We start from the raw sequence: 22,806 nt of genomic DNA on the forward strand, positions 1-22,806 counted from the left end.
TTAAAACCTAAGAACGTTCCAATCTAAAGTTATATCTTTGTTTTTATTCAATTTTTCTACCTTATTAATAATTGATTTTCGATGGGCAACGCCACACATAAACACTGCCTTGTCAAATTGGTTGGTTTTACAGTATGAATAAATATTGTCAAGCATCTCATCTTCATACAAATCAATAGAATTGATTGCATCTTTGTTTAATGCGGTATCACTTAAAATAATGTTTTCCAATTTGCGCATATCTTCCTGAAGCTGTATACTTACATCACTATTAAGGAACTGAAAACCATATTTTGCCGATAATACATTAAAGTTTTCTATTTTTCTTTGTAACTCTATATTTTGAGTTGCTATTTCATATTTTTCATTAAATACGTCGGACATTCCACTATCCAGCACAGGAACATATTTAAAGGTAGATTTGTACTGATATTTTTGGATTGCTTCGATCTCAAGTTTATTATGCAAAATCCCAAAGTCGGAAAATAAATGTTCTTGATAGTTCGAATAAGTTTCTCTTAAGGCTTCTAAAAAAATAACTTCAGGATGTATTTGTTCAACTATTTTACAAAGTTCATCCGCATTACACTGTCCATTTTGTTTATGTGTGGTACTGATGTAAGTAATTTCATACATATTCTCCAAGGTTTTAATAATGTAAATTATATTCTAATTAATAAAAAAAGGCCTCGAATGTCTCGAAGCACTAAAAAGCTACTACTTATGAAAGCTATTGCCAACAAAAAGTTAATTTAAAAGAAACTATTTAAAAATATCAGAATTTGATTTGTTTACTTAGAATTCAACAGATTACTGTAAAGATCATTATCAATTGTATATCCTAAATCTTCAAAATGTTTTACATAGTTTTTCGCAGTATCAATTGTATGCATATTCACTTCTGGAAATTTCTTTTGTATTTCTGCAACATTCATTGTAATGTCGTTTTCATAATCTCCCGAAATTCCGATAAAGAATTGGCAGATTTTATTCTTGTTGTCTCTAACGACAATATCATAATTTGGCATATGGATATTTTTTTAGTTATATATCAAACTTAAGAAATATTACAATAAGTCAATTGCGGTTTTCCGTAAAAGAGAAAATGTTTAACATGAATTTTTTAAAAATCACAGTTTAGCCGAAGGCAAGAATCTTTATTATTCCAAGCCTAGTAACGCAAGAAAATCGGTCAACTTTATAGCCTTACCGTCAAAACCACACTTATTGAAAGAATCAATTATATTTTGATCTTCTGTTACTAAAACAACATCCTCACCCTGTGGATTATAAAGAGTTCCAAATATTAAAGAAATATCTAGGATAGTATTCCAGCGTTTATCTTTCAAATCACTAATTGCAATAACTCCGTTTCCGATGTTGTCCAATAATAATTCATTCATTACAAGAGCCGGACAAAAATCCTTCATGAACTTAACAACCGTTCGAAAAAACCCTTCATCTTTTTGATAGGTTTCTTTTGCATTAAAATATGCTCGATCAATCATACTTTGTGCAACTAAAAATGACAATTCCCCTTTTCTCAAACTAGCCAAAAATTTTCGCCTTTGTTCTTTCTTGACTTTGCCTTCAAAGTAAGCCCAATCCACATTTCCTTCATTGATAGATTTGATGTAGTTTTCGTAGTTTTGTCTAATCATCTCTTTTTCAAAATCTAATTGATCGCCAACCGCTTCAATGGCATCATCAATATTATCTTCAGATGAAATCGGATAATTTCCTACCAGTTTTTGTGCTAATGTTATCGCTTCGGAATACATTTCTAAAAAATCTTCTTCTTTACCGAACAGATAGTTCCCTAGAATTACATCCATTGGTGGCGTAAATTTAACATGTAAATTATTGTTTGCTTTTTCCGTAGACAAATTAACTAATAGTGTCAAACCTTTTCTACATTCATCTTTTTCAATTGGATGAGCATCATTATAATGATTTATAAGTTCCATTGCTGGAATAATAGGAAATGTTATAATTATTGATTTAGCTTTAGCTGCGTCGATTATTTCTTTTTGTAATGCCTCAATTTCCTCTGGGGTTTTATCTCTAATCAAGTTTCGATAAATGTTTGTATCTAGTATAATTCTCATAGTATATTACTTGTTTTGTTAATTCTAAAATTACAAAATATTACTTTATAACGAGCATACAATGAAAGCATTAAATAAATGGAGAAGAAGTTATCTTTTACGAATTTACCAAACTTGCGAAAGAAGAACAATATCACTTGGCATTTACTTAAGAATTATTAGTACTCCAAACAAAAATTACATAAAATTTGTATTGAATAAATGTTGATGAAGCCGAAAATTTAGTTAAGATCAGAGCTGTCATCTGAATTTAAATAATAGAAAATCAATTATCCCTTAAATCATCCATAACTTTTTTTAATTCAGGTTTAAATAATGGCTTACTGTCTTTAATTTTAAAAAAAATTCTTATAGCAATATAATTGTAACATTCTAATTTATTTTCAGTTAAAGATAGATATGTTTTGTTTAAGATTTATAACTGGATTTTTTAAAAGTAGCTCTATCATTAATTATAAAGAGATAAATTTTGAACAAAGAAGCAACGAATGACAAGCGTTTTGAAAAAACGAGAAGTCTGAGGAAGTGACAACTGAAAAATTTATTAATAGTTTTAAACCGTCAAAATTATTTTTAAAAGAAAATATACTTATTTTTATCAACGAAAAAACAGGGTAAAAAATCTGAACAGTTTTTTCATTTGAGTTAAAATAAACTCGTAAAAATCCATCTCTAAATTATTTGAGATGGATTTTTTGAATCAGCCTATTTTTCTAGTTGATATCTCTTATTGTCTAAATCTGATAAATAATACAGTTTTCTTTTATTTCCAAGTAATAATTTTTTTAACCTCATTCTCTTCTTTACAATTATAGGAATGTAGTTTATTCTGTAAACATTTAAAAAATTATAATAGTTTTTAAATGAGTGCTCTTGATTATTGATTTTGGTAATAGCATCATCTATTAGGCTTTCCATATTATCATATTCTTTAAAAGGAATTCTCAAGATATTTATTCTATTTTTCAACGCATATCTATTTTTAATCCAGTCACATTTTATTGTTTTTTTAAAGCTTTTAAATCCTTTAAAATAGTCAACCGGATAATAATGCTGATGTCCGTCAAACTCAATTATTAAATTCAGTTTTGGAATAAAAAAATCACATTTTAGTTCCTTTTCATTTTTCAATCCAGGGAATTTTTTTTGCTTTTTAAAAGCTACTTTTAGAAAGTTTAAATATTCTATAACTCTACTTTCACCTGTAGTATCATTTGGATAACAAACTTTACACTTTACTGACGAAACATACTTTTCCCTTTCCCATTCGGAACAGCCACAATTTCTACAAATTAATTCATAGAAAATGATACTTTTATCATTTCGATCTATGGAACCGAAGAATGAGAAAGAATTTTTCTTTTCGCTTAAAACACCATTTATTTTATTGATAAGATCTTCACCATTCTTTTTTTTGTAATCTCTTGTTTTACAACATTCGGGACAGATATTGTTTTTCCCAATCGAGACTGCTGTTTGAGGAAATGTTTCTTTATGGTGACCAAATAAATTACATTTCACTATAACCATACTATTTTTGTCATTATGAAGATGATCTTCATATCTGATCACAATTTGCTTGTCTCGGATAACAGGGTTTTTAGAATTTTTTATTCTGTTATTTAGTTCTGAAACAGGAATACGGTTGTTCCCACTTTGAATGATAGAAAGACACTCAGGACATCTTTTAGAACGTCTTAATATCATTGCATCTTGAAAATCCTGCTCAAAAGGTTCACAATCATGATCATTACAAGTAAGCAAAGCCCATTTTTTAAATTGATCACCTGAAGGCTTATAGTAAACATCTACAGGAGTGTAAAAATGTTGATTTTCAAGGTGTAAAATCTTCAACTCTTCAAGAGAATTTTTACAAATATTTATTTGTTTTTCGGTCATTAGGAATTTATTTTCCATATTAAAAATTTTTATAAAATTATTTCTTTAAATAAATTTTTTAATTTTTGTCAAAAAAGATTTCAATTATTTTCTGTAGTTCCAAACAAAGCCTTGTCAAGTTCTTTATAATCTACTTTCGGCTTTTCTATTGTTGTTTTAACTGAATCTTTTCTTATAGCAATTGAGATCAAAAAGATCATTACTATTAATAGGGTTACAATACCCCAAACTGAAATTTTGCTCTGTAGTATTTTCATAACTTTTTTTGTTTTTATAATTATTTAATGATTGTTTGATTTATAGACTCCTGCTTGAAAACTTAAAGTTTCTTTCATTCTCTTCAAGCTCAGCGGATGAATTAGTTTCTTCATCTTCAATTATATTGATTCCGCTAAACTCTTCAGAACTATTATCGGGAGCCGGATTCATTTGCTTGGATCGGTTTTGCTTGCTTTCTTTTTTATTAATTTCTCCCTTAAAAAGAGAAATAATTTCATTGACTTCATCCCGAACTTTTTCATAATAATCAGTAATAACGAAATCAGGCTGATTTTTAAACTGACTGTCTATCTGATACGCTAACTGTTTTCTTTTAACTGGTAAAAATTTCTCATGAATATAAGCTTCAGAACTTTCGGCAACTCTTCCAATGAACTCACCAACAGGTAGCTCCATAAAAACTGAATTTCTGAAAACGTCTCTTTCCTGTACAGATCGGCCTTGACCAACATTTCTTTTAAATGGATTTAGAAAATGGCGTGAAGTATTATTACTTTCAAAATATTGATCTTTCTTACCAAACTGTTTACTGAGAATATCTGCAGTATGACTACTGGAAACCTGACCGTAAAAATGATTCAAGCAACTTGCAAATAGCACATCTGCTTTTTCTTTCGTGTAACCATCCGTAAGTTGTGAAAGATCCTGACAGAAAAACATACTTGCGATTTTATTACTTCTTCCTGTATTTGGAAGAGTTTGGATATCGTTAATAAAAACAGTTGGAAATTCATCCAGTAATACAAAAGAATGGTGTTTACGAGGTTGATTCAATTGTTTTGCAGCAACTGATATAACCAAACTACACAAAGGAGCTAACGTAGTTGCAATTGAAGGATTATTTCCTACCGTTAAAACAATCGGATTATCCGGATTATTAATATTCAAATCAAAATCCTCTCCTCCGAAAATATACATGAACTCCGGAGTATTAATTTGTGCTACTGCGCCCTGTAATGATCCAACGACTCCCGCCAATTGTGAATTTGCTTCGCTCTCTAGAGCTGTAGCAAGTGACAATATCATTGCCTTGGTTTCGGAATTTGAAGATAGTAAAGCGATTAAATCAGTGTGATTTGTCGCAATCAATGCTAATGTATGTGGAAGATCACAATATTTAGGATATTCTTTCTTCAGAAACCAAATGCAGGCTGTCAGAAGATCTGTTGCAGAACGTGACCAAAAATCCTCTTTTTTGATAGATTCTTTCATTAAATTTTTAGTGATGGCAGAAGCATATTCCCTTGCATACGCTGAATGAGGTAGATATTTTGGATTTAAAGGATTACATCTATGGCTTTTAAGTGAATCATTAAAGTTCAAAACATAATGCTTAATATTCGAATCTGAATAAAAAAGTTCTATATCATTTGCCAGTGCCGGATATTTAAAATCATAACAGATACCTGAAAACTGTTTTTGTGCTAATTCTCGTATAAATGGGACTGCAAAACTTTCAGATTTTCCTGCTCCGGGACCACCTATTACTAAAATTCCACGAAAAGGATTAGGAATTTGAACGGTTCTTTTTTTGGTTTGAAGAGTTAATCCCTGAAATTTTTTCTTTGAATCTGTTAATAATGAAAAACCCGTAAATTGTTTATTAATAAACCCAAAAGGATAAAAAACTAGTTTTCTATAAAAATTGAAAGGTGTTTTCAGTGGTGGGATTAAAGATTTTACAATCCAGAATTGAATCAGAATGTATAAAAGTTCTGCATATCCGAAACAAATTCCCACTACTAAAAATTTTAATCTTGCCAATAAACTTGCTTCAGGAGATACCACTACTGAAAATCCGTGCTGAGATATATTGTAGAAGAATGAATTAATACCTATAATCTTCACTCCCAGCATGTACAATAAAAATAGAGACATTGCGACAATGATAAGTTTTATCATTAAAATTGGATCTTTTTCCATATTTATTATTTTTTATAGGCTTAAGCCCTGGTTATTTTTTTTATTTTGTTCAACAGTTTTTTTAATTTCATATCGTTTTGCAGATTCCTGCTTTATAGCTGTTTCTATTACTCTTTTTCTTTCTTCGATTGTACCGTTTTTCATTGCATTATAATATTCGAAAGTCTGTTTATAGTTTCTTTGAAAGGCAAATTTCTTATCAAAAGAATCTTCGGATTTTTGGATGAAATTTTTACGATCAAAACCTCCTTTAACTTGTCCTCTGGTTGTATTTTTATGGTTCGTCATTGGAGAAAGTTTCATTCTTTTATCTAAAGATTTTCTGCTAACAACTACATGAACATGCATATCAATATTATTTTTCATGTTTCTTTCATGATGGATCTTAGCGTAATACATGATATCTTTTGCCTGTAATCCTTTGCCAAAATTTTCCGCATACTTCTGCATTACTTCGTTTCTTACATAATCTTTCAGTGCGTTACTTCTTTCTTGGGAGGTTGTACCAATATGTTGTAATTCTTTTTCTGAAGGACTCACTGTAATAACAAAGAATTTTGCATCTTCTTTTGTCAGCTTTTGCCTATTGTTGTCAAGGGATTCAATAACTTCAGCTGAAGAAACTCTATCTTGGTAATGAGAAAAAAAGTGTTCAACCTGTTTCCCCTCCTTCATTCTTTCCAGGTCTTCATGTTCTAAATAATCAACCAGGTTTGATGAACTTCCGGAATTTGAATATTTACCACTTTCGCCACCCTGAATTTTAATGTTCATTGTGATTGCTTTGATTTAATAATTTCAAAGAATTTTTTGTTTCCATGGCAAAAGAATTAAACCCTCTAATGAACTCATTAAAATGTTCAATTTTCAGAATTTTTGAAAGATCATTTTTAATTCTTTCCTCACTCGAGACAATTGCTTCAAAACTTGGACGTATAGTTTCTTTCTCCTGAGTTTTTATAAAAGCAACAATCTGATCTATTCTTTTAATCACTTTTTCAAGTTCTGCTTTTGGAGATTCATGTTTAACCGGATCCAGTCCGGTACGTTCAAAAAAATCTAATGAAACTGTAATAAATTCTTTCTTCGAAAGTCCTTTTTTTCTTACAAAACTCTCCAGTCTTTTCAGATCTTGTTGAGAAATAGCAATTGTTGTATTTGGCTTTTTAGTAGATTCCATTATATTGATTTATATGTAATAACTTCGATGAATAAAGCTCTTCAAGAGATTTATATATCCTTGATATATAGTTTTAAAAAGATTTGAAATTCTAATCTATTGAAGGTCAGTCATTTCCCCGAAGGGGCAAGATGAAACAGTGGCTCTGCCCAGTTTCGTCTTGCTGGATAAATCCACCCTTATCAGCCACGAGAAACTCATTAAAATCCTTATAATCCTTATATATAAAACTATAGTCTACTGCGTTGGAAAATGAAGACAATAGTTCATCTTTTGTCTTTTTACCAGAAGGATCATTGTCGAGAAAAAGTAATATTTCCGAATAGTTTTGAAGATAATTTTTGGCTTTGCTTAACATCGAAACTGAGTTCAGAATTAGAATGTCTTCTTTCAATTTTTCTTGAAATTCGATATAAGAAAGCGCATCAAAAAAACCTTCAAAAACAGCAATTTTATTGATATCAATTTTAATTATCGAAATATCTTTTTTCAAAAGTGAACCTTTATAAAATGAATTTCTTAGTTCCCATCCTCCGGATAAATTTTCGAATCCAACAGCATACAATTTTTTATTATTGATCGTAAATTTTATCTCTTTTAAGAATTTAAATGATCGGTGAGTAAGACCTCTTTCAAATAAATATTTTTTAAGATTCCAATTCTGAATTTCCGCAACTTCTGTAATGTTGTAATTTGGCTTCTCAATTTCCGTCTGCTGGTGAAAAGAAGAAAAACTTTTCTCGGATGCCCAGGATAGAATTTCATTGATTGAATAATTAAAATATTTCTTTAAAAAATCGATGTTATTTCCGCCAAAACCTTCTGAGAATAAATACCATTGATTTTTCCTTTTATCTAATTTAAAAGAGGCTTTTGTTTCGCTTCCAAACGGACTTAGATACCATGCTTCATTTTCATTTTCTTTATTGGGAAAGTATCCAAGAGAACAAAGGATTTCTTCCATTAGTATAGAATTGACCTGTTTACAATTTTTCATTTTTTTTTTTTTGATTAGCAAAAATTCCTTTTAATAAAAAAGAAAACTTTTAAATACTTTTAATATATATTTTAGTAATTACCGCAAACCATTTACAGGTAGTCGTTTGAGTTGAAAATGACAGGAGTGTAATACCGCAATTGGAGAGAGCGCAATACCGCAAAAACAAGAGTGCAATACTGCAAAAACATCAATTATTTCCGAGCGCAATACCGCAAACAATTGGTGAATTCACTAAGAATTTTCCTAATTGCTAATTTTCAGCTAAAAATTTGATGTAGAAAAGAGCGCAATACCGCAAACTTTACGGTAAAAACTGAAATTTTAACATTTTCTTAACTTCAGAGAGTGCAATACCGCAATTGGAGAGAGCGCAATACCGCAAACACAGGAGTGCAATACCGCAAACTAAATTATATGATGACTGGATATGCATCCGGAAATCTTTTTCCGGTTTCTGATTCCCGGTAAACTTCAATAAGAAATTCTTGTAATTTCTGAAGGAAATAAATCCCTTTAATATTGGTAGAAGTTTTTCCTCTAATCCTGTTTTCTTTAATGAATCTTTTGTAAGCTTCTTCAATTTGATGCCTTATTTTTAAAATATTAGAATAACTATACAAGAATCTGGTTAAGTCGATATTTTCTAAATAATATCGCTGTCTAAAATATCTCATCCTTCGCTTTATAAACCTAGGATCATTAATTTTCTCTGTTAAGAGTTCTTCTTCACTATTTTTATTTAAATACGGAATAATTGAAATAGCATCATTTTCGTATTTATAATTGAATGATAAATACTTTAATTTATCAAGGTTTAATCTGATTGGTTTCAAAAACTTAATACAGAAATCATTTGAATTTTTATAATTGAGATTAAACTTCTGATTAAAAGTTGAAAGTTTCAGAGTCGTACCGTTCTCAGGAATCTTCGATAACCATATTGCAAACAAAACGTGTTTGTTATTTCTGATTTCATAAACCAATTTATACATAACATGATTATATTCTGTTAAGACAATCAATTTTTTAAGCCAAAAACTACTTATTAAAAAAGAAGTATAGCCTCTTTCTTCATAGCTAGGTAAAGAGATTAGTCCTCCAAAAGTTTTAATATCCTTACCTGCTATATTTTTTGATGTGTACCAACCCATTTTGAATTTTGTAAGATATTCATATGCTTCAACAATTTGTTTACTAGATCTTTTTTCTGAAATCTTTTTATTCCTGATTTTCATAGAGATAAAAACGTTATTTTCAGTTTCGAATTCTTCATCAAAAAGAGTAAGTTGTCTTACCTGCTTTTCAGGCATAAACTGGTCATTTCTCAGAATTGATATTATATTGAAAATAATTCTTAATGCATTTATGGGTATATCCGTTGCTTTATTATCCTGAAACAAAAAGTCATCGGCAAATTGATTACTTATTTTTATATATTCAGCATTCTTAATATCATCATAGCTTTTCTTAACAATTTTTCTACTTTGATCGAAAACCATATGTGTCATTTTTTAATTCTCTTTAACGCTCTAAAAATCCTTTGAAAATTGAAATTGTTTTTGAAAATAATTTCTCAAACGTTTCACTAAAATTTTTTCTGTAATACTTGTCTACGAAATTTTCCTGCACCAGAATGTTACAAGCTAATCTCCGAAGATGGTGTCGTGGTAGTTCCGGATTTCTTTGAATAGAATTCAAAAATTCTTTCCTGGCTGTATTATTAGGTAAAGAATCTAGCTGTTTAATCAGTTTGTGTAATTCGTTCATTACAATTTTGACTATTTACGATTCCTTCTACCATATTCCAGAAGCTCTTTTTTTGAATAGTAAAATCTCCCGCTGAAATTATAATGAGGGAGATTCTTATTTTTTCTCCAGTCAATAATTGTAGGAATAGAAACGTGTAGGAATTTTGAAGCTTCTGTCTGAGAAATTAGATCTTCAGGTTGACTTTCTTCATTTTTTGAAGGAACTATAAAATTATGTGCTTTATTGAGAATAATCTCAACTGCTTTTTCTAAGTCACCCTTAGAATGTGAATAAAGTTGTATCGACATTTTAATAAACTTTTATTGGTTTTTCTAATGCCAAAGTTCAAGTTTAAAAAGACAAAAAAAGAAATTCCGCTAAAAAACGGAATTTAAAAACATTTTAAAACAATGATTATCAGACAAATAATTTTATATAATGAAATTTCTATCGGACTAATGAGTTTAGTTCGTTTTGTATTTTTCTGTCTAATTTAAATCTATCCATACTATGGGCTTTATATATAGAAGTATTTTTTTCATGCTCAGGTTTATTGGCGAAATGAGTTAATAAATATTGTAAATCAGAAATATTATAATCAAACTCTAAACCTTTATAATTATTTAAAAAGCGAATAGTATACTTTATATTTTCAACAGTCAGTTCATTAGTTATAGGAAATATTTTAATAGATTCATCGGTAATAAACTTAAATAAATCCTTAAAATCTCTTTTCAACTGTGTATTACCAGGTAAAATTTTGTCAACTAAACCTTCGAATAACATAATAGCTTTTTTAAGATCAATATTCACTTTAAGTAAATTTTTGTATTTGCTACTAATGAGCATATTTTTAATATCATCTTTTAATAAATTTTCCTTTTTAACTTCATCATTGTAAACAAGTAGATCCTCATAACCATGAATACTATCATAAATATCAATATTATCATCAAAAAAATATTTTTTATCATAGTCTTTTATAAATTCCAAATTAGGCAACTCGAAATCAATTGAAACAATAAAGAAAGTAATATAATATTGAGAATCATATTTATTAAGTTTTCTTGGATAAAAGTATTTATCCAAATATTTAAACAGCTCATAATTTTCATCTGCATACCACAATGCACGTAATCTAAAATCAAGGTAGTTATAACACTTAATATAGTTGTATTTTGTTCTTGCCTTAATTTCTTCAAAATTCAAACTAAATTTGTTATTAATAATTTGAAAATTATCAATAATTTTATTCTTGTCGAAAAAATTGAAGTTCTCTGAAATAGTATTCATATGATTCTCTAATTCTCTCGTGCCCTTGAATAAATAAGGATAAATATTGATTACATCTATGTCATTAAAAGCTATACCATAGTTTAAAAATTGTACTGATCCATATCTAGAACGATCTTGATATCGTTCAACTACGCGTCTAACTATCTTATTAATTTCTATATTAAAAAATAAATCAATAATACATATAGCACTATCATTATTTGTAAGCCTGTATTCAATATTAATATCTTCAGGAAAAGAATTATCTGGAGGGATGACTCTACCATACTCACCGGATGCAGGATCAAATATTGAACAATTTTCTGTAATATAACCATTAGTTTCTATCATAAATAATAGTCCCATGACTGATAATAAATGATTTGAATGCTTATTAAGAATTTCATGGTTCCTATTTATAAATTTTTCATGCTCTTTAAATAAAAAGAAAAATTTCTCTGAAGAACCTAAATATGAAATTTCTTCATATTTTTCTAAAATTGAGTATGTATGTGAGTCCTTTTCTAAATAAGAACTTAAAATATTAACAGATTCAGGTGTGATATATTTTAAGATAGTTAAGTCGTTTATTTCCATGCCTTATCCATTTGATCGTCTGTAAATGCTTCTGTAACCTTCATGTATTTATCTAAGACAGCATCTTTTTTAATATTAGCTATCTTCTTAATTGCTTTAGGTTCCATCCCTAATAAAAGTGAATTTGTGATAAATGTCTTTCTAGCAGTATGGCTAGTGATCAATTCAAATTTTGGGACTGTTTTCGAAACTTTTTTTGAACCTACAAACCAATTTATAGTTGTCAATGTATTAATTTCCGCTTCTTCACAACATTCTTTTATGTAATCATTAAATTTCTGTTGTGAGATTGACGGTAAAGGCTCATAAATTGTACCTTTATATCTACTCAGAATTGATTTTACATACTTATTCATTTTAATTGCATGATTTTGAGTTTTTGTTTTTTGAATTGATAAAACAATATGATCTTCAGAAATATTCGCCAAATGGAGTTTAGACAAATCTGAAAATCTTAATCCTGTAAAACATCCCATACAGTAAAAATCTCGAACATGAGAAAGTCTGTCATTTGCAAATTCTTTTTCATAAAGTTTCATCAGTTCCTCAAAAGTCAAATAAATAATATCAACATCATGTTCTAAAGCCTTAAAATTTTCAAAAGTTCTTTTTTCGTGATATCCCTTTTTAATAGACCACCTAAGCATTGTTTTTAATACTGCAACAATTTTAGCAAAGTAATTATTTTTTATTTGCCTCTCAACAATGCAATACCTAGATAACTCTTCAAAGAAGTGATCATTTATAGAGTCAAATTCAATCAAATAACCCTTTTCATTTTTAAACTCTTTAAGAAAGTTTTTAACTGTATTCTGTGATTTTGTTGTATTGTATGCTTTTGATAACTTACCAATCTCAATAAATTCTTCAAAGCATGTAAAAAAATCAAAAGAAATAGCTTTAATTTCTTCTCCACTATCAAATTTCTTAAGAAAAAGTTCTTTTGAAAACTCTAGTTTATTCGCTCTGAAAAAGAAAAATATATCATTTATTTTTTCTTCTGTGTTTTGTAGCTTATCATTTATAAATTGATAATTATTACTCGTTTCTCGTTTAGCATTAGGCTTAACCCTTGATCCATCCCAATATTTTTCAAGAACAGATGCTCCGACATTCTTTCTAATTCTCACGCCTTCTGCTCTAACTATAAATTGGATCGGTATTAATCCATTTGCACTAATTTTCTCTTTTCTTAATTCAAAACTAACTTTCATTGTAACTTAAAATATATTAATTAAACAAAAGGGTGGTTAAAAAGGTGGTTTATTTTAAAATAAAAAGAATAAAAAAGAATAAAAAATTTATCCTCTAAATCGTCCACAGCTCAAATATACTGATATTTAGATAGTTTAAGATAACTAAAATTAATAAAAAACATATGGTAGTCTGGTACTGGGTACTAAAACCTCTGAAATCATTGATTTCAGAGGTTTTTTTTATGCTCTTTTACCAACATCTTCCCATTTCCTATTCTTAAAAAATAATTTCTAAAAATACCCCTCCAATTATTTATTGATGAGATACTAATATTTACATTTCTTTAAAATCAAATAGATTACTATGAAAGGCTGCGATTAAGAGGTAAAATAAGCTATGTAAATAAGTAAAATATTATTCTGAAATAATTTAGCATATTTTGTCATAAAATGCTAATTGCATATCTCTTCATTATAGAATCTATTATAATAATTTTATCAACTGGAAAAGCACATATGATTATAGTAAAACCAATATAGATTTCACATATTCTAAAACACTTAATTCCTCTCATAATTAGACTTTCAAACTCTAATCTATCATTTGAATACGTAGAAAATTTCTATGATAAAATTTGAATTACAAAACCACAAATAAGTAAATATTAAAATCAAAATTTGAAATGAAAACTTTCGATTTAAAAAATATCCACATAGGTTCAATAATAAAACAAAGAATTATTGAAGCGGAAATAGAAGCATCCCGGATTTGCAACTTTTTGAAATGTACGGAAGAAGAAATAGAAAACATGTATAATGCAAAAAGCCTAGATTCGGAAGTTATTTTAAGGTGGAGTAAATTACTGAAATACGATTTATTTAGAATATATACTCAGCACTTAATATTATTTGCACCGCCAGCAAATGCAAATTACAAGGATACTGCAAATATCCAACAATCTCTCCGAACTCCTTTTCGCAAAAATATTTATACTAAAGAATTAATAGATTTCATTTTAGATATAATTGAAAAAGGAGAGAAAACAAAACTACAAATTATTGAAGATTACAGAATTCCTAAAACAACTTTATACAAATGGTTAAGCAAATACAAGAAATAAAACTACAACCGGATTATGTTCGTATTTATAATGATATTATAAAAAAACATCCACATAAAAAAAAAGCCTGTCAATCTTTATTGAATAAAAATGAACTTACCACTATGGAGGTTATTAAACTCAATAAGCTCATTTTTGATAAGATTAATAAAAGTACAGAAATCTTCAATCAAAAACATCGTAGCTATAATAAACAGGATATTATAGAAGTTCTGGACTATCAAAAAATGAATAATCTTAACAACACTCAACTTTCTATACATTATAAACTTAGTAGAACCACAGTTGCAAAATGGAAAAAACTATTTTAGTTTAAGAATGAGATGAAATTTAAAAAAAAATCACTACACCAGAAGCATAATAAATATCCTAAGAAATTTCATACTATTTGAGATTTTTATTCCCGAACGTTTTTTTTCATTTTTGTTTTTAGGGCCTACTTTTCAGTAGGCCCTTTTAAATATTTATAATCAATACACACAGACATTATTTATCTAAAAATTAATTTTAGCTTATTTATTATTCTGAATAATGGTTTTATTTGGTAATTTAGAAGCTTATAAATTTCTTCTGCATTTGTATACTGATCAGGAACATCTTTATAATGTATCTTTTTTAGTCCTCTTCTTTTCATTGCTTCATGGATTACTTTCGCAAAGGATTCTTTTGCACTCTGCTTTGAACTTTGCTGAGAAATACCCGTAGAATGAAGTCTGTATTTATATAAATCTTCATTGATAAATAAAACTTTTCCAAATTCAAGAATTTTGAGGTATAGATCCTGATCTACTGCGTTTTTCAAATTAGGATCAATTCCTTTTGTTTTAAAGTATACTTCTCTCCTAAAAGTAAAAAAATGCGCTAATTGTATTGGACAATTGAAAAAGTACCTATCATTAACAATTCTTCTTGCAGCACTGAAGGTTTTCTGTAACCTCAAATTTTCATCACACATCATCATTTTGGAGTAGGTGGCTACAATTTCGTTGTCGAATAAGTACTGTTTTACTGAAATTTCTAATGCGACAGGAAATAAGGCATCATCTGGATCTAAATAGGCGCAAATTTCACCTGTAGCATACTTGATACATTCGTTTTTGGTGAAACCACAGCCTTTATTTGATGAGTTTCTATATAATTTAAATCGGTCATCGCTGTTTATGGTTTTTTCAATGATTTTTATTGAGTTATCCGTAGAAGCATCATCTACAATTATAACCTCCCAATTTTTATACGTTTGATTTACGATTGAATTATAGCATTCTAGAAAATATTTTCCGTTGTTGTAATGTGCTATAAGTATTGATAGTTTATTCATATTTAAATCTCCTTTTGCTCTAATAATTAATGTTGTAATGTAGAAGAGCAATTTTCTTTATCTCAAGAAAGTAAAAACCTAATACCCTGAGTCATTTCTAAATTTTATCTAAGATGTATATTGGATTATTGTCTGAAATCTGACCTTTAAAATTTTAGTAATTGCATATCTTTTTTGATTTTACCTGATATAACCTGGAGATTTATAACATATATATAGAAAATAATAATAGCATGTGATTGCAGTATAAAGCATGCCAATTAAATAGTCTCTACAAAATAATAGAGACTATTTGTTTAAACCTAAAGAAAGTAAATATCAGTATTCACTTGATGAAATGATTTATAATCTTTAGTTGGCTCAAATTCCCTCCTAACCGGATAAAATTAAAATATATTCATTTGTGCATTTAGAATCAAAATAGTTAAGCCAAGGGGGAAGCTAGCTTTTACGCATTCTTATTTATCATTTTATTTATACAGTTTAACTTTAAAGTTTTTTATAATTAGATCAGTTTAATTAACCAAGGTGAAAGCAATTCTTATAAATTATTCTAAGGAGTTTATTTAATAATTGCTTATTTCCCAAAAAACAAGTATAATTTTCTAATCGGATGCAAAAATACTAGAGAAAGCTATTAACTGCATAAAATAGGAACTTGCATTTTATGACAAAATATGTCAATACGACCAATGGTGTAGTAATGGGATGTTTTCGGATATTTATATATTTAAATTTTAGTCATCCAAGTATAAATATTTTCAGAATTATTGATATTAAGTTTTTTTCTTATTCTATATTTTCTACTTTCTACAGAACCTATTGATATTTTTTTTAATGTAGCAATTTGTTTAGTATCAAAATTAAGTTTTATTAAAGCGCAGTACTCTAAATCTGTTGGAGTAAGATGAGTACTTATATTTAATAGGGATTGATTAAATGTTGGGAATAAATCTAGAAATTTAATGAGAAACGATTGATCATTATGTTGTGCTAATTCAATAATATCACTTAAATATTTAAAATCAATGTCTTTATTTTTATTATTTTCGCCTGATAGAATTGTAGTTTCAATTTCGGTATCTGTAAGAATTAATTTATCATCCTTCTCGTTATTTAAAATATTCTTTTCTTTTGTATAACGGTTTTTACGAAGTAAAAATGATATAATCATAATGAGCACGACAATTCCTAAAATATAAAAAATACTATAATTAATAACTTTTTCCTTATTTATTGATGAGCCTACCTTCTCTATTATTTTTGTATTGTTCTTCGCAAGACTATCTGATAATTTTTTAACCTTAGCAAGATAGGCAGCTTGATTTTCATAATCATGCATACCTTCGTAAGACTCTGCTATCCCAGAATAACTTTCTATTAATTTAGTCGGTAGTATTTTAAATTCTTTAGAAAGCAGTATTGACTTATTAAAGTACTCAATTCCCTTTTTATAATCTTTCTTTTTATTTTCAATCTGCCCTTTTAATATGAAAAAAGAAATATAGTTAGGATGTCTTCTATTATTCTTTGTCAACGATTCAAATTCATTTAGATATTTTTCAGCTTCTGCAATTTTATTTTGAATGAGATATAGAGAACCTATATTTTTTGCATTTCTTGAGATATACTCTTTTTTCCCTGGAAATTTATCACCCAATTTATTTGCCTCAGCATAAGCCTTTTGATAATAAAACAGTACAGAATCAAACTTGTTCGGCATAACATTTTCTTTGTCTATATTGTATGCTATATGTCTAAAAAGACTCGCTTTTATTAAATGTTTTTCGTCATTTGTTGATATTTTATCGGCAATAAGTAAACATTTTGCGAAATTATTTTTTGCTTTTTCAAAATATCCTAATTCTGTATAAACACCACTTTGCAGTATGAGTAAGTTCGACCAATTTACATAATTTTTCAACTTTTCAGCTAAAATAAGACCTTCCGCAATCTTATTGACACATTCTTTATAGTTTCCCTCGTTGCTATAGATTTCAGACATTTTCATGATGGATCTTAGCTCACCTCGTTCATAATGTATATTTTTAGATTGATAGTACATCTCAGTGTATAACCTCAGCATTTCTTTACTACCTTCTTTATTGTACATAACTTCATTCTTAACCAAACTCCATAAGCTATCAATAGATTTAGGTGTGGAGACTTGCCCATTTATGAAATTGCAAAAAAGAACAGAGATAAAAAAGAAAATAAATTTATTCATCATAAAAAATTATTAAAACAAAGTTAATTAACTATTTGACTGCATAGTAGCGGAAAAAATATAAAAATAAAAAATTTATTCTATTTTATATAGTAAATATTCATTAATTAATATTTACTATTACAATATTCTAAAAACACCATATCAGAATTTAAAATTAGCTTAAGCATTCTGCATCATCATTACAAAGAGAATAACACACGTAATTTAAATAATATCAGCTCCGTATCTATTCCAAAAATTAAAGAAAGCAGGATATTTCTATCCCGCTTTATGCAACTTTCTATTATATTAGTGAATCTACATGAATATCATTCAAAGCAAAATTCATCATTAGTGATTGTATTATTGTGTTTTTAGAATCTCATTCAAATTATTAGAAATTTATTCTATAGTTTTAAAATATTCAGTAATATATAAGCAGTATGTTGTAAAGTATATTTTGTAAAACTTCATTAAAGGCGGCCATCTTTTATCAATGACCACCAGTAATTACTACGTGTCTTTTATTTTACCCAATATTGTACAATTCTACCTTCTCCATTATTGAAACCATGAGGTCTCCAGTTGGCCCATCCAGTATTACAAGAGCTTGCGCCTCCATAATCATCAGTACTGTTTGCACAAGTACCAATGTGGTGGTTTATCTGGTTTTCAGAGTTCATATAGATTCCGAATAAGTCGTTAATATCATATTTATTAAATGTTGCTGAACTACCATTACTTGAAGTATAAGTAAGGTTATTAGCGACATCATTAGTTGATACATAACCACGTCCTCCATAAAACCCGGTAAAGAAACCTGCCTGGCTATAGATTCCCGGAGGATTATTTCGGAAGTCTATACTGTTAAACTTATATACATTGGAACTGGCCACCGGTTTCCCCCAAGGGAAGCCAAACAATTTACCGTCAGATGTATTGTTGTTATTATTATAATTACCTGTTGCAGGATTTCCATCATTAATAGTAACATTCCAGTAATTGTTCAATGTCCAGCTATCATTAATTGGGGCAGTTGTAGTACTTTCCACAATTGAAGGAGTAAGTGTACCTGTATTCTGATGCCCTTTTTCTTTAATGGTAAATCTGAAGTTTTTAGTAGTACCTGTAGAATTACCAATATTATTTACGACTGCAGAAGGTACAGAGAATGCATATTCGTTGAAAATTCCGGTTTGTGTAGTGACTACATTTCTTGCCCCTTGAGAGCCTATAGACTCATTCTGAGTTCTTTCTACTACCAAAACCTGCTTTTCAGATAAAGATTTCACTAAAGTCCAGCCGCCATTGCTCATATCACAATACGTTTTATACTTGTTGCTTGATGCATCTCTTACCCAGTAATAGCCGTCCGGAGCAGAAGGATTTATACTTAATATTTCTGTACATCTGTTAGCAGGATCTGCAAATGATCCTTTTGACGAGATGATTGTTCTGGAAATATTACCACTACAATTAGGTGTAACATTCTGAAGTGTAAAATTGACAACCCCAGGAGTACTTCCAATGCTACCTTGTGCAAACATACGTATGGATGTTGTTGCACTGGTAACTGCAATAGAGCCCGATGAAAATTTAAGGCCGTTCTGAGTATCTGTTTCTAAAGTTATATTCCCGCTTCCTGAAATAGTCACCGCAACATCAATATAATTAGTACTTGTAGGGAATGAGTTTTGTCCGGTTGTGTAAGTTCCCGAGCCATAAGTAATACCACTTGTACAATTAATACCAGTAATAGTTGCTCCCGATGACAACACATTAATAGGCGGCAAAGTACAGCTAGGCGTTACTGGAATTCCATTCAGTTCCAAACTTACAGCATCATCAGGTATAGCCCCTTCATTATGATTAATAGGAGTCCCAGAACCTTCCAGTGCTACCGTATATTGACCTGTCGAATTAAATACCCCTGTCTTGTAAAAGGAATATCCGTTGGTAGTAGAAAGCTTAATTGTATAATTACCCGGTTCACTTACATTTAACACCACATTGTAGGTTGCCTGTGAATTTCCGTTCAAGCTTGTTCCTTGTCTAAAAGTATAAGCAGAATTAGGTCCTGACGGTGCATCGCAATTAAATATGGTGAAAGTAGCAGGTCCAAGATCACCACAAAGACTCAGCCATCGTGTCACCCTTCCATCGTAATAGTTAAAACAGTTAGTAGAAACATTATAAATAAAAAGCCCGTTTGCTAAAGAAGCAGGAATTGCATCTCTTTGATCCGTTGTTAATCTTGGAAATAAAACACCTTTAGAAGAAGAAACGACATCTAATTGAGCATTGTTGTCTATAGAAGAACTTCCAATTCCAATTTGTCCCTGCTGATAAATATTTTCTGTATTAGAGGCTGCTCCATTATTGGTTGTTTTTGAAAACCAAGGCTCGGAAGAACTCCCGAGCGGCTCCCATTTTTCTTCATCAGCATTATAGGAATAATAACCAGCTTTGATCACATTGTTTGTTTTACTGGAAGATACATTCACCGCTTCCGTTACATATACAATAGTGCCATTTTGATCAATCCCATAATTAAGATCCGCCGCCTTAAGATCGTTGCCTGTTATTCGCGGTGCTATAAGCCCCGCAGGAATTGTAGCCGATGGTCTAGACACGACATCCAAAGTCGCTTTTGGAGACTCCGTGTTGATACCAATCTGAGAGAATAAAGAGTTTGTAAAAAGTACAAACCCAATGAAAAATAAGTTTTTTTTCATAAAATATTAATTTAAATTTATAAGAGAAAAATAAATTGATAAATTAAATTGTTGAAAAAGACTGAGCAATTCTATATATAAACCATTACTTTAGAAAGAAGGGCTATTCTGTAAATCTTAATGTAAATAATTGCTGATTTTTCTCCAATTACAATAATATTTCCTTTTCGAAGGCAAAATTATTATATTGAGCTACCAACAACAGAAAGTACAACCTCGTATTTTATCACAAAAAATGACAAAATATTTCAATACAATCACAAACTGTTAAAAACTCTGTTTTTAAAGCATTTAACAGTTGCGTTTCACTATTTTAGTGATACATATTTTCAAGATTATATACCTGTCTTTTCTTATAGTTTTATATTTTCCACATTTGAAATAACTTATTGATGCTTTTTTGGAAGCGGAAATTTGTTTAGTGTCAAAACTAAACTTTCTTAAAGCACAGTATTATAAACCTGTCCGAGTAAGTTAGCCATTACAGGTAATTGATTGAATATTGGAAAACACTTTTAAAATTTAATAAGAAAAGCTTTATTGTTATTTTGTGCTATTCAATTCCTTTTATAATTCTTTTCTTATTTTCTATTTTTCTTTTAAAAATGAAGAATGGTATATAATCGGAATTTATTTTTTCATTGTTTTATTTTATTCATTATCTTAGTTAAACCAATCAAAAAAACAATAATTTCTATGAAAAATTTAAAAAAACTCTCTAAGCATGATTTAAAATCAATCAGCGGAGGAATTCAATCATGCTATTATCTGGCAAATGGGACTCTTGTATGCCCTTGCAACTATCACACTCAATATGACTGCAACGGGGTCTGCATTCCTAAAGGACAAATTTGCATATGATTATAGTTTGAAATAATACTATTGAAAGTCTCATTTAATAATGAGACTTTTTTAATTATTTAGAATGTTAGAGGTAGGTCGTAATTTTCATCTTTAATCTTGCTTTCATCTTTAAAAATTAACGATTTACTTATGACTTATGATTGCTGCGTAAGTTTATGACCGCCAGCAATAAAGCCACTATTACGAATAATCCGCCTATCCATGGGGTAGCATGAAGCGTTAATGGGCTGTCCATCACAAGTCCACCAATAAAAGAACCTGAAGCTGCCCCAATATTAAATGCGGAAACATTTAGAGCAGAAGCAATACTTCCACTTCCCGGAAACTTTTTTTCAGATAGCTGAACGACTAACAATTGCAGAGCAGGAACGTTACTGTAAGCGAAAAACCCGAATATCAACAGAGCAATAATCATGAGAGATTTGCTCATAAGTACAAAAGTGATCATAAACAGCATTACAGCATGAAAAGTAAAAAGGTACACTAATGTCTTTGAGGGATTTCGGTTAGAAATACGTCCACCAGTCATATTTCCTAATGCTACACCAATCCCGAAAATGAGCAAGATGATATTAATCGTATCCAGTGAAAACCCGGTAATCTTTTCCAGTATAGGTGATAGATAGGTAAACAATATAAATGTACCTGTATAAGCAAAAATGTTTGCCAATAACACAACCAGCACGGATGTGTTTCTGAATACTTTAGGCAAATCTTTCAGCTTTAATGTTTCAGTAGCCCTTGTCTGATTGGGAAGTGAAAAACTTAAGATAAAAAGCCCTATCATTCCCCAGACGGCAATCGTCAGGAATGTTATTTTCCAACCGAAATGTGAACCAATATAAGTTCCCAGTGGCACTCCAATAACCGTTGAAATCATAAGTCCTGCAAATACTAATGAAATAGCAGTTGCCTTTCGGTCCTGCGTCACCATATTACTAGCTATCGTAACAGCATACCCAAAAAATACACCATGGGCTGACCCGGTAATAATCCTGCTGAGTTGAAGCATCAGAATATCTTTTGCAAAGAAGGCAGTAGCATTTCCAGCGATGAAAACTATTATAGTGAGTAATAGCAATCTTTTATGCTCTATTTTACCTGTCAATACCGTGAATACAGGACCACCAATGGCTACTCCTAAAGCATACAGAGTGATGAGAGTGCCTGTAGATGAAATAGATATTCCCAAACTGTTGGCAATGGTTGGTAATAATCCAACCAGAACAAACTCCGTTGTACCAATACCAAATGCACAGAAGGCAATGGCCCATATCGCAAATGGGATCCCTTTTTTAACTTGTTTTTCTTTCGTTGTTATTGTGTTCATATATATAATTTTAGAATGATCAT

At 29.5% G+C, this 22,806-nt stretch carries 21 protein-coding genes; 3 read left to right on the forward strand and 18 right to left on the reverse strand.

Going from position 1 to position 22,806, the window contains the following annotated elements; all coding sequences use genetic code 11:
- The 14 genes from SB679_RS15950 to SB679_RS16015 form a co-directional block, all read right to left on the reverse strand.
- Entirely contained in the window at window positions 1-636 is a 636-nt protein-coding gene (locus tag SB679_RS15950) for a hypothetical protein (RefSeq protein ID WP_410703273.1), read from the reverse strand.
- 155 nt (window positions 637-791) lie between these two features.
- On the reverse strand, window positions 792-1,028 hold the full coding sequence (locus tag SB679_RS15955; protein ID WP_062676316.1) for a hypothetical protein: 237 nt from the start codon (window positions 1,026-1,028) through the stop codon (window positions 792-794).
- Between the two features lie 132 nt (window positions 1,029-1,160).
- Entirely contained in the window at window positions 1,161-2,108 is a 948-nt protein-coding gene (locus SB679_RS15960; protein ID WP_410703274.1) for a hypothetical protein, read from the reverse strand.
- A gap of 705 nt (window positions 2,109-2,813) precedes the next feature.
- On the reverse strand, window positions 2,814-4,025 hold the full coding sequence (locus tag SB679_RS15965; protein WP_410703275.1) for a hypothetical protein: 1,212 nt from the start codon (window positions 4,023-4,025) through the stop codon (window positions 2,814-2,816).
- Between the two features lie 62 nt (window positions 4,026-4,087).
- Entirely contained in the window at window positions 4,088-4,264 is a 177-nt protein-coding gene (locus SB679_RS15970) for a hypothetical protein (protein ID WP_410703276.1), read from the reverse strand.
- 40 nt (window positions 4,265-4,304) lie between these two features.
- Window positions 4,305-6,209 (reverse strand): type IV secretory system conjugative DNA transfer family protein, encoded by a 1,905-nt coding sequence (locus tag SB679_RS15975; protein ID WP_410703277.1) that lies wholly within the window; start codon window positions 6,207-6,209, stop codon window positions 4,305-4,307.
- 12 nt (window positions 6,210-6,221) lie between these two features.
- Entirely contained in the window at window positions 6,222-6,983 is a 762-nt protein-coding gene (locus tag SB679_RS15980; protein WP_410703278.1) for a DUF5712 family protein, read from the reverse strand.
- The gene (locus SB679_RS15985; RefSeq protein ID WP_410703279.1) at window positions 6,973-7,389 is read right to left on the reverse strand and encodes a BfmA/BtgA family mobilization protein; all 417 of its coding nucleotides are present in this window, start codon (window positions 7,387-7,389) and stop codon (window positions 6,973-6,975) included. The genes SB679_RS15980 and SB679_RS15985 overlap by 11 nt, the downstream gene beginning before the upstream one ends.
- A 106-nt stretch (window positions 7,390-7,495) precedes the next feature.
- Window positions 7,496-8,386, reverse strand: a complete 891-nt coding sequence (locus SB679_RS15990) for a toprim domain-containing protein (RefSeq protein WP_410703280.1) — start codon at window positions 8,384-8,386, stop codon at window positions 7,496-7,498.
- Between the two features lie 413 nt (window positions 8,387-8,799).
- Window positions 8,800-9,888 (reverse strand): hypothetical protein, encoded by a 1,089-nt coding sequence (locus SB679_RS15995; protein ID WP_410703281.1) that lies wholly within the window; start codon window positions 9,886-9,888, stop codon window positions 8,800-8,802.
- Between the two features lie 22 nt (window positions 9,889-9,910).
- On the reverse strand, window positions 9,911-10,156 hold the full coding sequence (locus SB679_RS16000) for a hypothetical protein (protein ID WP_410703282.1): 246 nt from the start codon (window positions 10,154-10,156) through the stop codon (window positions 9,911-9,913).
- A gap of 11 nt (window positions 10,157-10,167) precedes the next feature.
- Window positions 10,168-10,446, reverse strand: coding sequence for a helix-turn-helix domain-containing protein (locus SB679_RS16005; RefSeq protein WP_410703284.1), 279 nt, complete (start codon window positions 10,444-10,446; stop codon window positions 10,168-10,170).
- A gap of 139 nt (window positions 10,447-10,585) precedes the next feature.
- Entirely contained in the window at window positions 10,586-12,010 is a 1,425-nt protein-coding gene (locus SB679_RS16010; protein WP_410703285.1) for a hypothetical protein, read from the reverse strand.
- On the reverse strand, window positions 12,001-13,224 hold the full coding sequence (locus SB679_RS16015; RefSeq protein WP_410703286.1) for a phage integrase SAM-like domain-containing protein: 1,224 nt from the start codon (window positions 13,222-13,224) through the stop codon (window positions 12,001-12,003). The genes SB679_RS16010 and SB679_RS16015 overlap by 10 nt, the downstream gene beginning before the upstream one ends.
- A gap of 665 nt (window positions 13,225-13,889) precedes the next feature.
- Here SB679_RS16015 and SB679_RS16020 point away from each other — a divergent pair.
- Both SB679_RS16020 and SB679_RS16025 read left to right on the forward strand, forming a co-directional pair.
- The gene (locus SB679_RS16020) at window positions 13,890-14,327 is read left to right on the forward strand and encodes a transposase (protein ID WP_410703287.1); all 438 of its coding nucleotides are present in this window, start codon (window positions 13,890-13,892) and stop codon (window positions 14,325-14,327) included.
- A complete protein-coding gene (locus SB679_RS16025; RefSeq protein WP_410703288.1) occupies window positions 14,303-14,638 on the forward strand; it encodes a helix-turn-helix domain-containing protein in 336 nt (111 codons plus the stop codon). The genes SB679_RS16020 and SB679_RS16025 overlap by 25 nt, the downstream gene beginning before the upstream one ends.
- A 179-nt stretch (window positions 14,639-14,817) precedes the next feature.
- On the opposite strand, the gene SB679_RS16030 is transcribed toward SB679_RS16025, so the two are convergent.
- From SB679_RS16030 to SB679_RS16040, 3 genes are all read right to left on the reverse strand, one after another.
- The gene (locus tag SB679_RS16030; protein WP_410703289.1) at window positions 14,818-15,645 is read right to left on the reverse strand and encodes a glycosyltransferase family 2 protein; all 828 of its coding nucleotides are present in this window, start codon (window positions 15,643-15,645) and stop codon (window positions 14,818-14,820) included.
- A 730-nt stretch (window positions 15,646-16,375) separates the two neighbouring features.
- Complete coding sequence (locus SB679_RS16035) at window positions 16,376-17,875, reverse strand: tetratricopeptide repeat protein (RefSeq protein WP_410703290.1); 1,500 nt, start codon at window positions 17,873-17,875, stop codon at window positions 16,376-16,378.
- 503 nt (window positions 17,876-18,378) lie between these two features.
- Complete coding sequence (locus tag SB679_RS16040) at window positions 18,379-20,589, reverse strand: fibrinogen-like YCDxxxxGGGW domain-containing protein (RefSeq protein ID WP_410703291.1); 2,211 nt, start codon at window positions 20,587-20,589, stop codon at window positions 18,379-18,381.
- Between the two features lie 696 nt (window positions 20,590-21,285).
- Here SB679_RS16040 and SB679_RS16045 point away from each other — a divergent pair.
- Window positions 21,286-21,450, forward strand: a complete 165-nt coding sequence (locus tag SB679_RS16045; protein WP_410703292.1) for a bacteriocin-like protein — start codon at window positions 21,286-21,288, stop codon at window positions 21,448-21,450.
- Between the two features lie 130 nt (window positions 21,451-21,580).
- On the opposite strand, the gene SB679_RS16050 is transcribed toward SB679_RS16045, so the two are convergent.
- On the reverse strand, window positions 21,581-22,783 hold the full coding sequence (locus SB679_RS16050; protein ID WP_410703293.1) for an MFS transporter: 1,203 nt from the start codon (window positions 22,781-22,783) through the stop codon (window positions 21,581-21,583).
- Window positions 22,784-22,806 lie beyond the last annotated feature (23 nt).

This window comes from Chryseobacterium sp. SIMBA_029 (genome assembly GCF_046535275.1).
In the GTDB taxonomy this organism is placed as follows: domain Bacteria; phylum Bacteroidota; class Bacteroidia; order Flavobacteriales; family Weeksellaceae; genus Chryseobacterium.

Coding starts and splice junctions, on each gene's coding strand:
- SB679_RS15960 (WP_410703274.1), bottom strand. CDS start 2,108: ATGAGAATTATACTAGATACAAACATTTATCGAAACTTGATTAGAGAT.
- SB679_RS16045 (WP_410703292.1), top strand. CDS start 21,286: ATGAAAAATTTAAAAAAACTCTCTAAGCATGATTTAAAATCAATCAGC.
- SB679_RS15955 (WP_062676316.1), bottom strand. CDS start 1,028: ATGCCAAATTATGATATTGTCGTTAGAGACAACAAGAATAAAATCTGC.
- SB679_RS16015 (WP_410703286.1), bottom strand. CDS start 13,224: ATGAAAGTTAGTTTTGAATTAAGAAAAGAGAAAATTAGTGCAAATGGA.
- SB679_RS15970 (WP_410703276.1), bottom strand. CDS start 4,264: ATGAAAATACTACAGAGCAAAATTTCAGTTTGGGGTATTGTAACCCTA.
- SB679_RS16030 (WP_410703289.1), bottom strand. CDS start 15,645: ATGAATAAACTATCAATACTTATAGCACATTACAACAACGGAAAATAT.
- SB679_RS16020 (WP_410703287.1), top strand. CDS start 13,890: ATGAAAACTTTCGATTTAAAAAATATCCACATAGGTTCAATAATAAAA.
- SB679_RS16050 (WP_410703293.1), bottom strand. CDS start 22,783: ATGAACACAATAACAACGAAAGAAAAACAAGTTAAAAAAGGGATCCCA.
- SB679_RS15990 (WP_410703280.1), bottom strand. CDS start 8,386: ATGAAAAATTGTAAACAGGTCAATTCTATACTAATGGAAGAAATCCTT.
- SB679_RS15950 (WP_410703273.1), bottom strand. CDS start 636: ATGTATGAAATTACTTACATCAGTACCACACATAAACAAAATGGACAG.
- SB679_RS15975 (WP_410703277.1), bottom strand. CDS start 6,209: ATGGAAAAAGATCCAATTTTAATGATAAAACTTATCATTGTCGCAATG.
- SB679_RS16000 (WP_410703282.1), bottom strand. CDS start 10,156: ATGAACGAATTACACAAACTGATTAAACAGCTAGATTCTTTACCTAAT.
- SB679_RS15995 (WP_410703281.1), bottom strand. CDS start 9,888: ATGGTTTTCGATCAAAGTAGAAAAATTGTTAAGAAAAGCTATGATGAT.
- SB679_RS16035 (WP_410703290.1), bottom strand. CDS start 17,875: ATGATGAATAAATTTATTTTCTTTTTTATCTCTGTTCTTTTTTGCAAT.
- SB679_RS15965 (WP_410703275.1), bottom strand. CDS start 4,025: ATGGAAAATAAATTCCTAATGACCGAAAAACAAATAAATATTTGTAAA.
- SB679_RS16040 (WP_410703291.1), bottom strand. CDS start 20,589: ATGAAAAAAAACTTATTTTTCATTGGGTTTGTACTTTTTACAAACTCT.
- SB679_RS16010 (WP_410703285.1), bottom strand. CDS start 12,010: ATGGAAATAAACGACTTAACTATCTTAAAATATATCACACCTGAATCT.
- SB679_RS16025 (WP_410703288.1), top strand. CDS start 14,303: ATGGTTAAGCAAATACAAGAAATAAAACTACAACCGGATTATGTTCGT.
- SB679_RS15980 (WP_410703278.1), bottom strand. CDS start 6,983: ATGAACATTAAAATTCAGGGTGGCGAAAGTGGTAAATATTCAAATTCC.
- SB679_RS16005 (WP_410703284.1), bottom strand. CDS start 10,446: ATGTCGATACAACTTTATTCACATTCTAAGGGTGACTTAGAAAAAGCA.
- SB679_RS15985 (WP_410703279.1), bottom strand. CDS start 7,389: ATGGAATCTACTAAAAAGCCAAATACAACAATTGCTATTTCTCAACAA.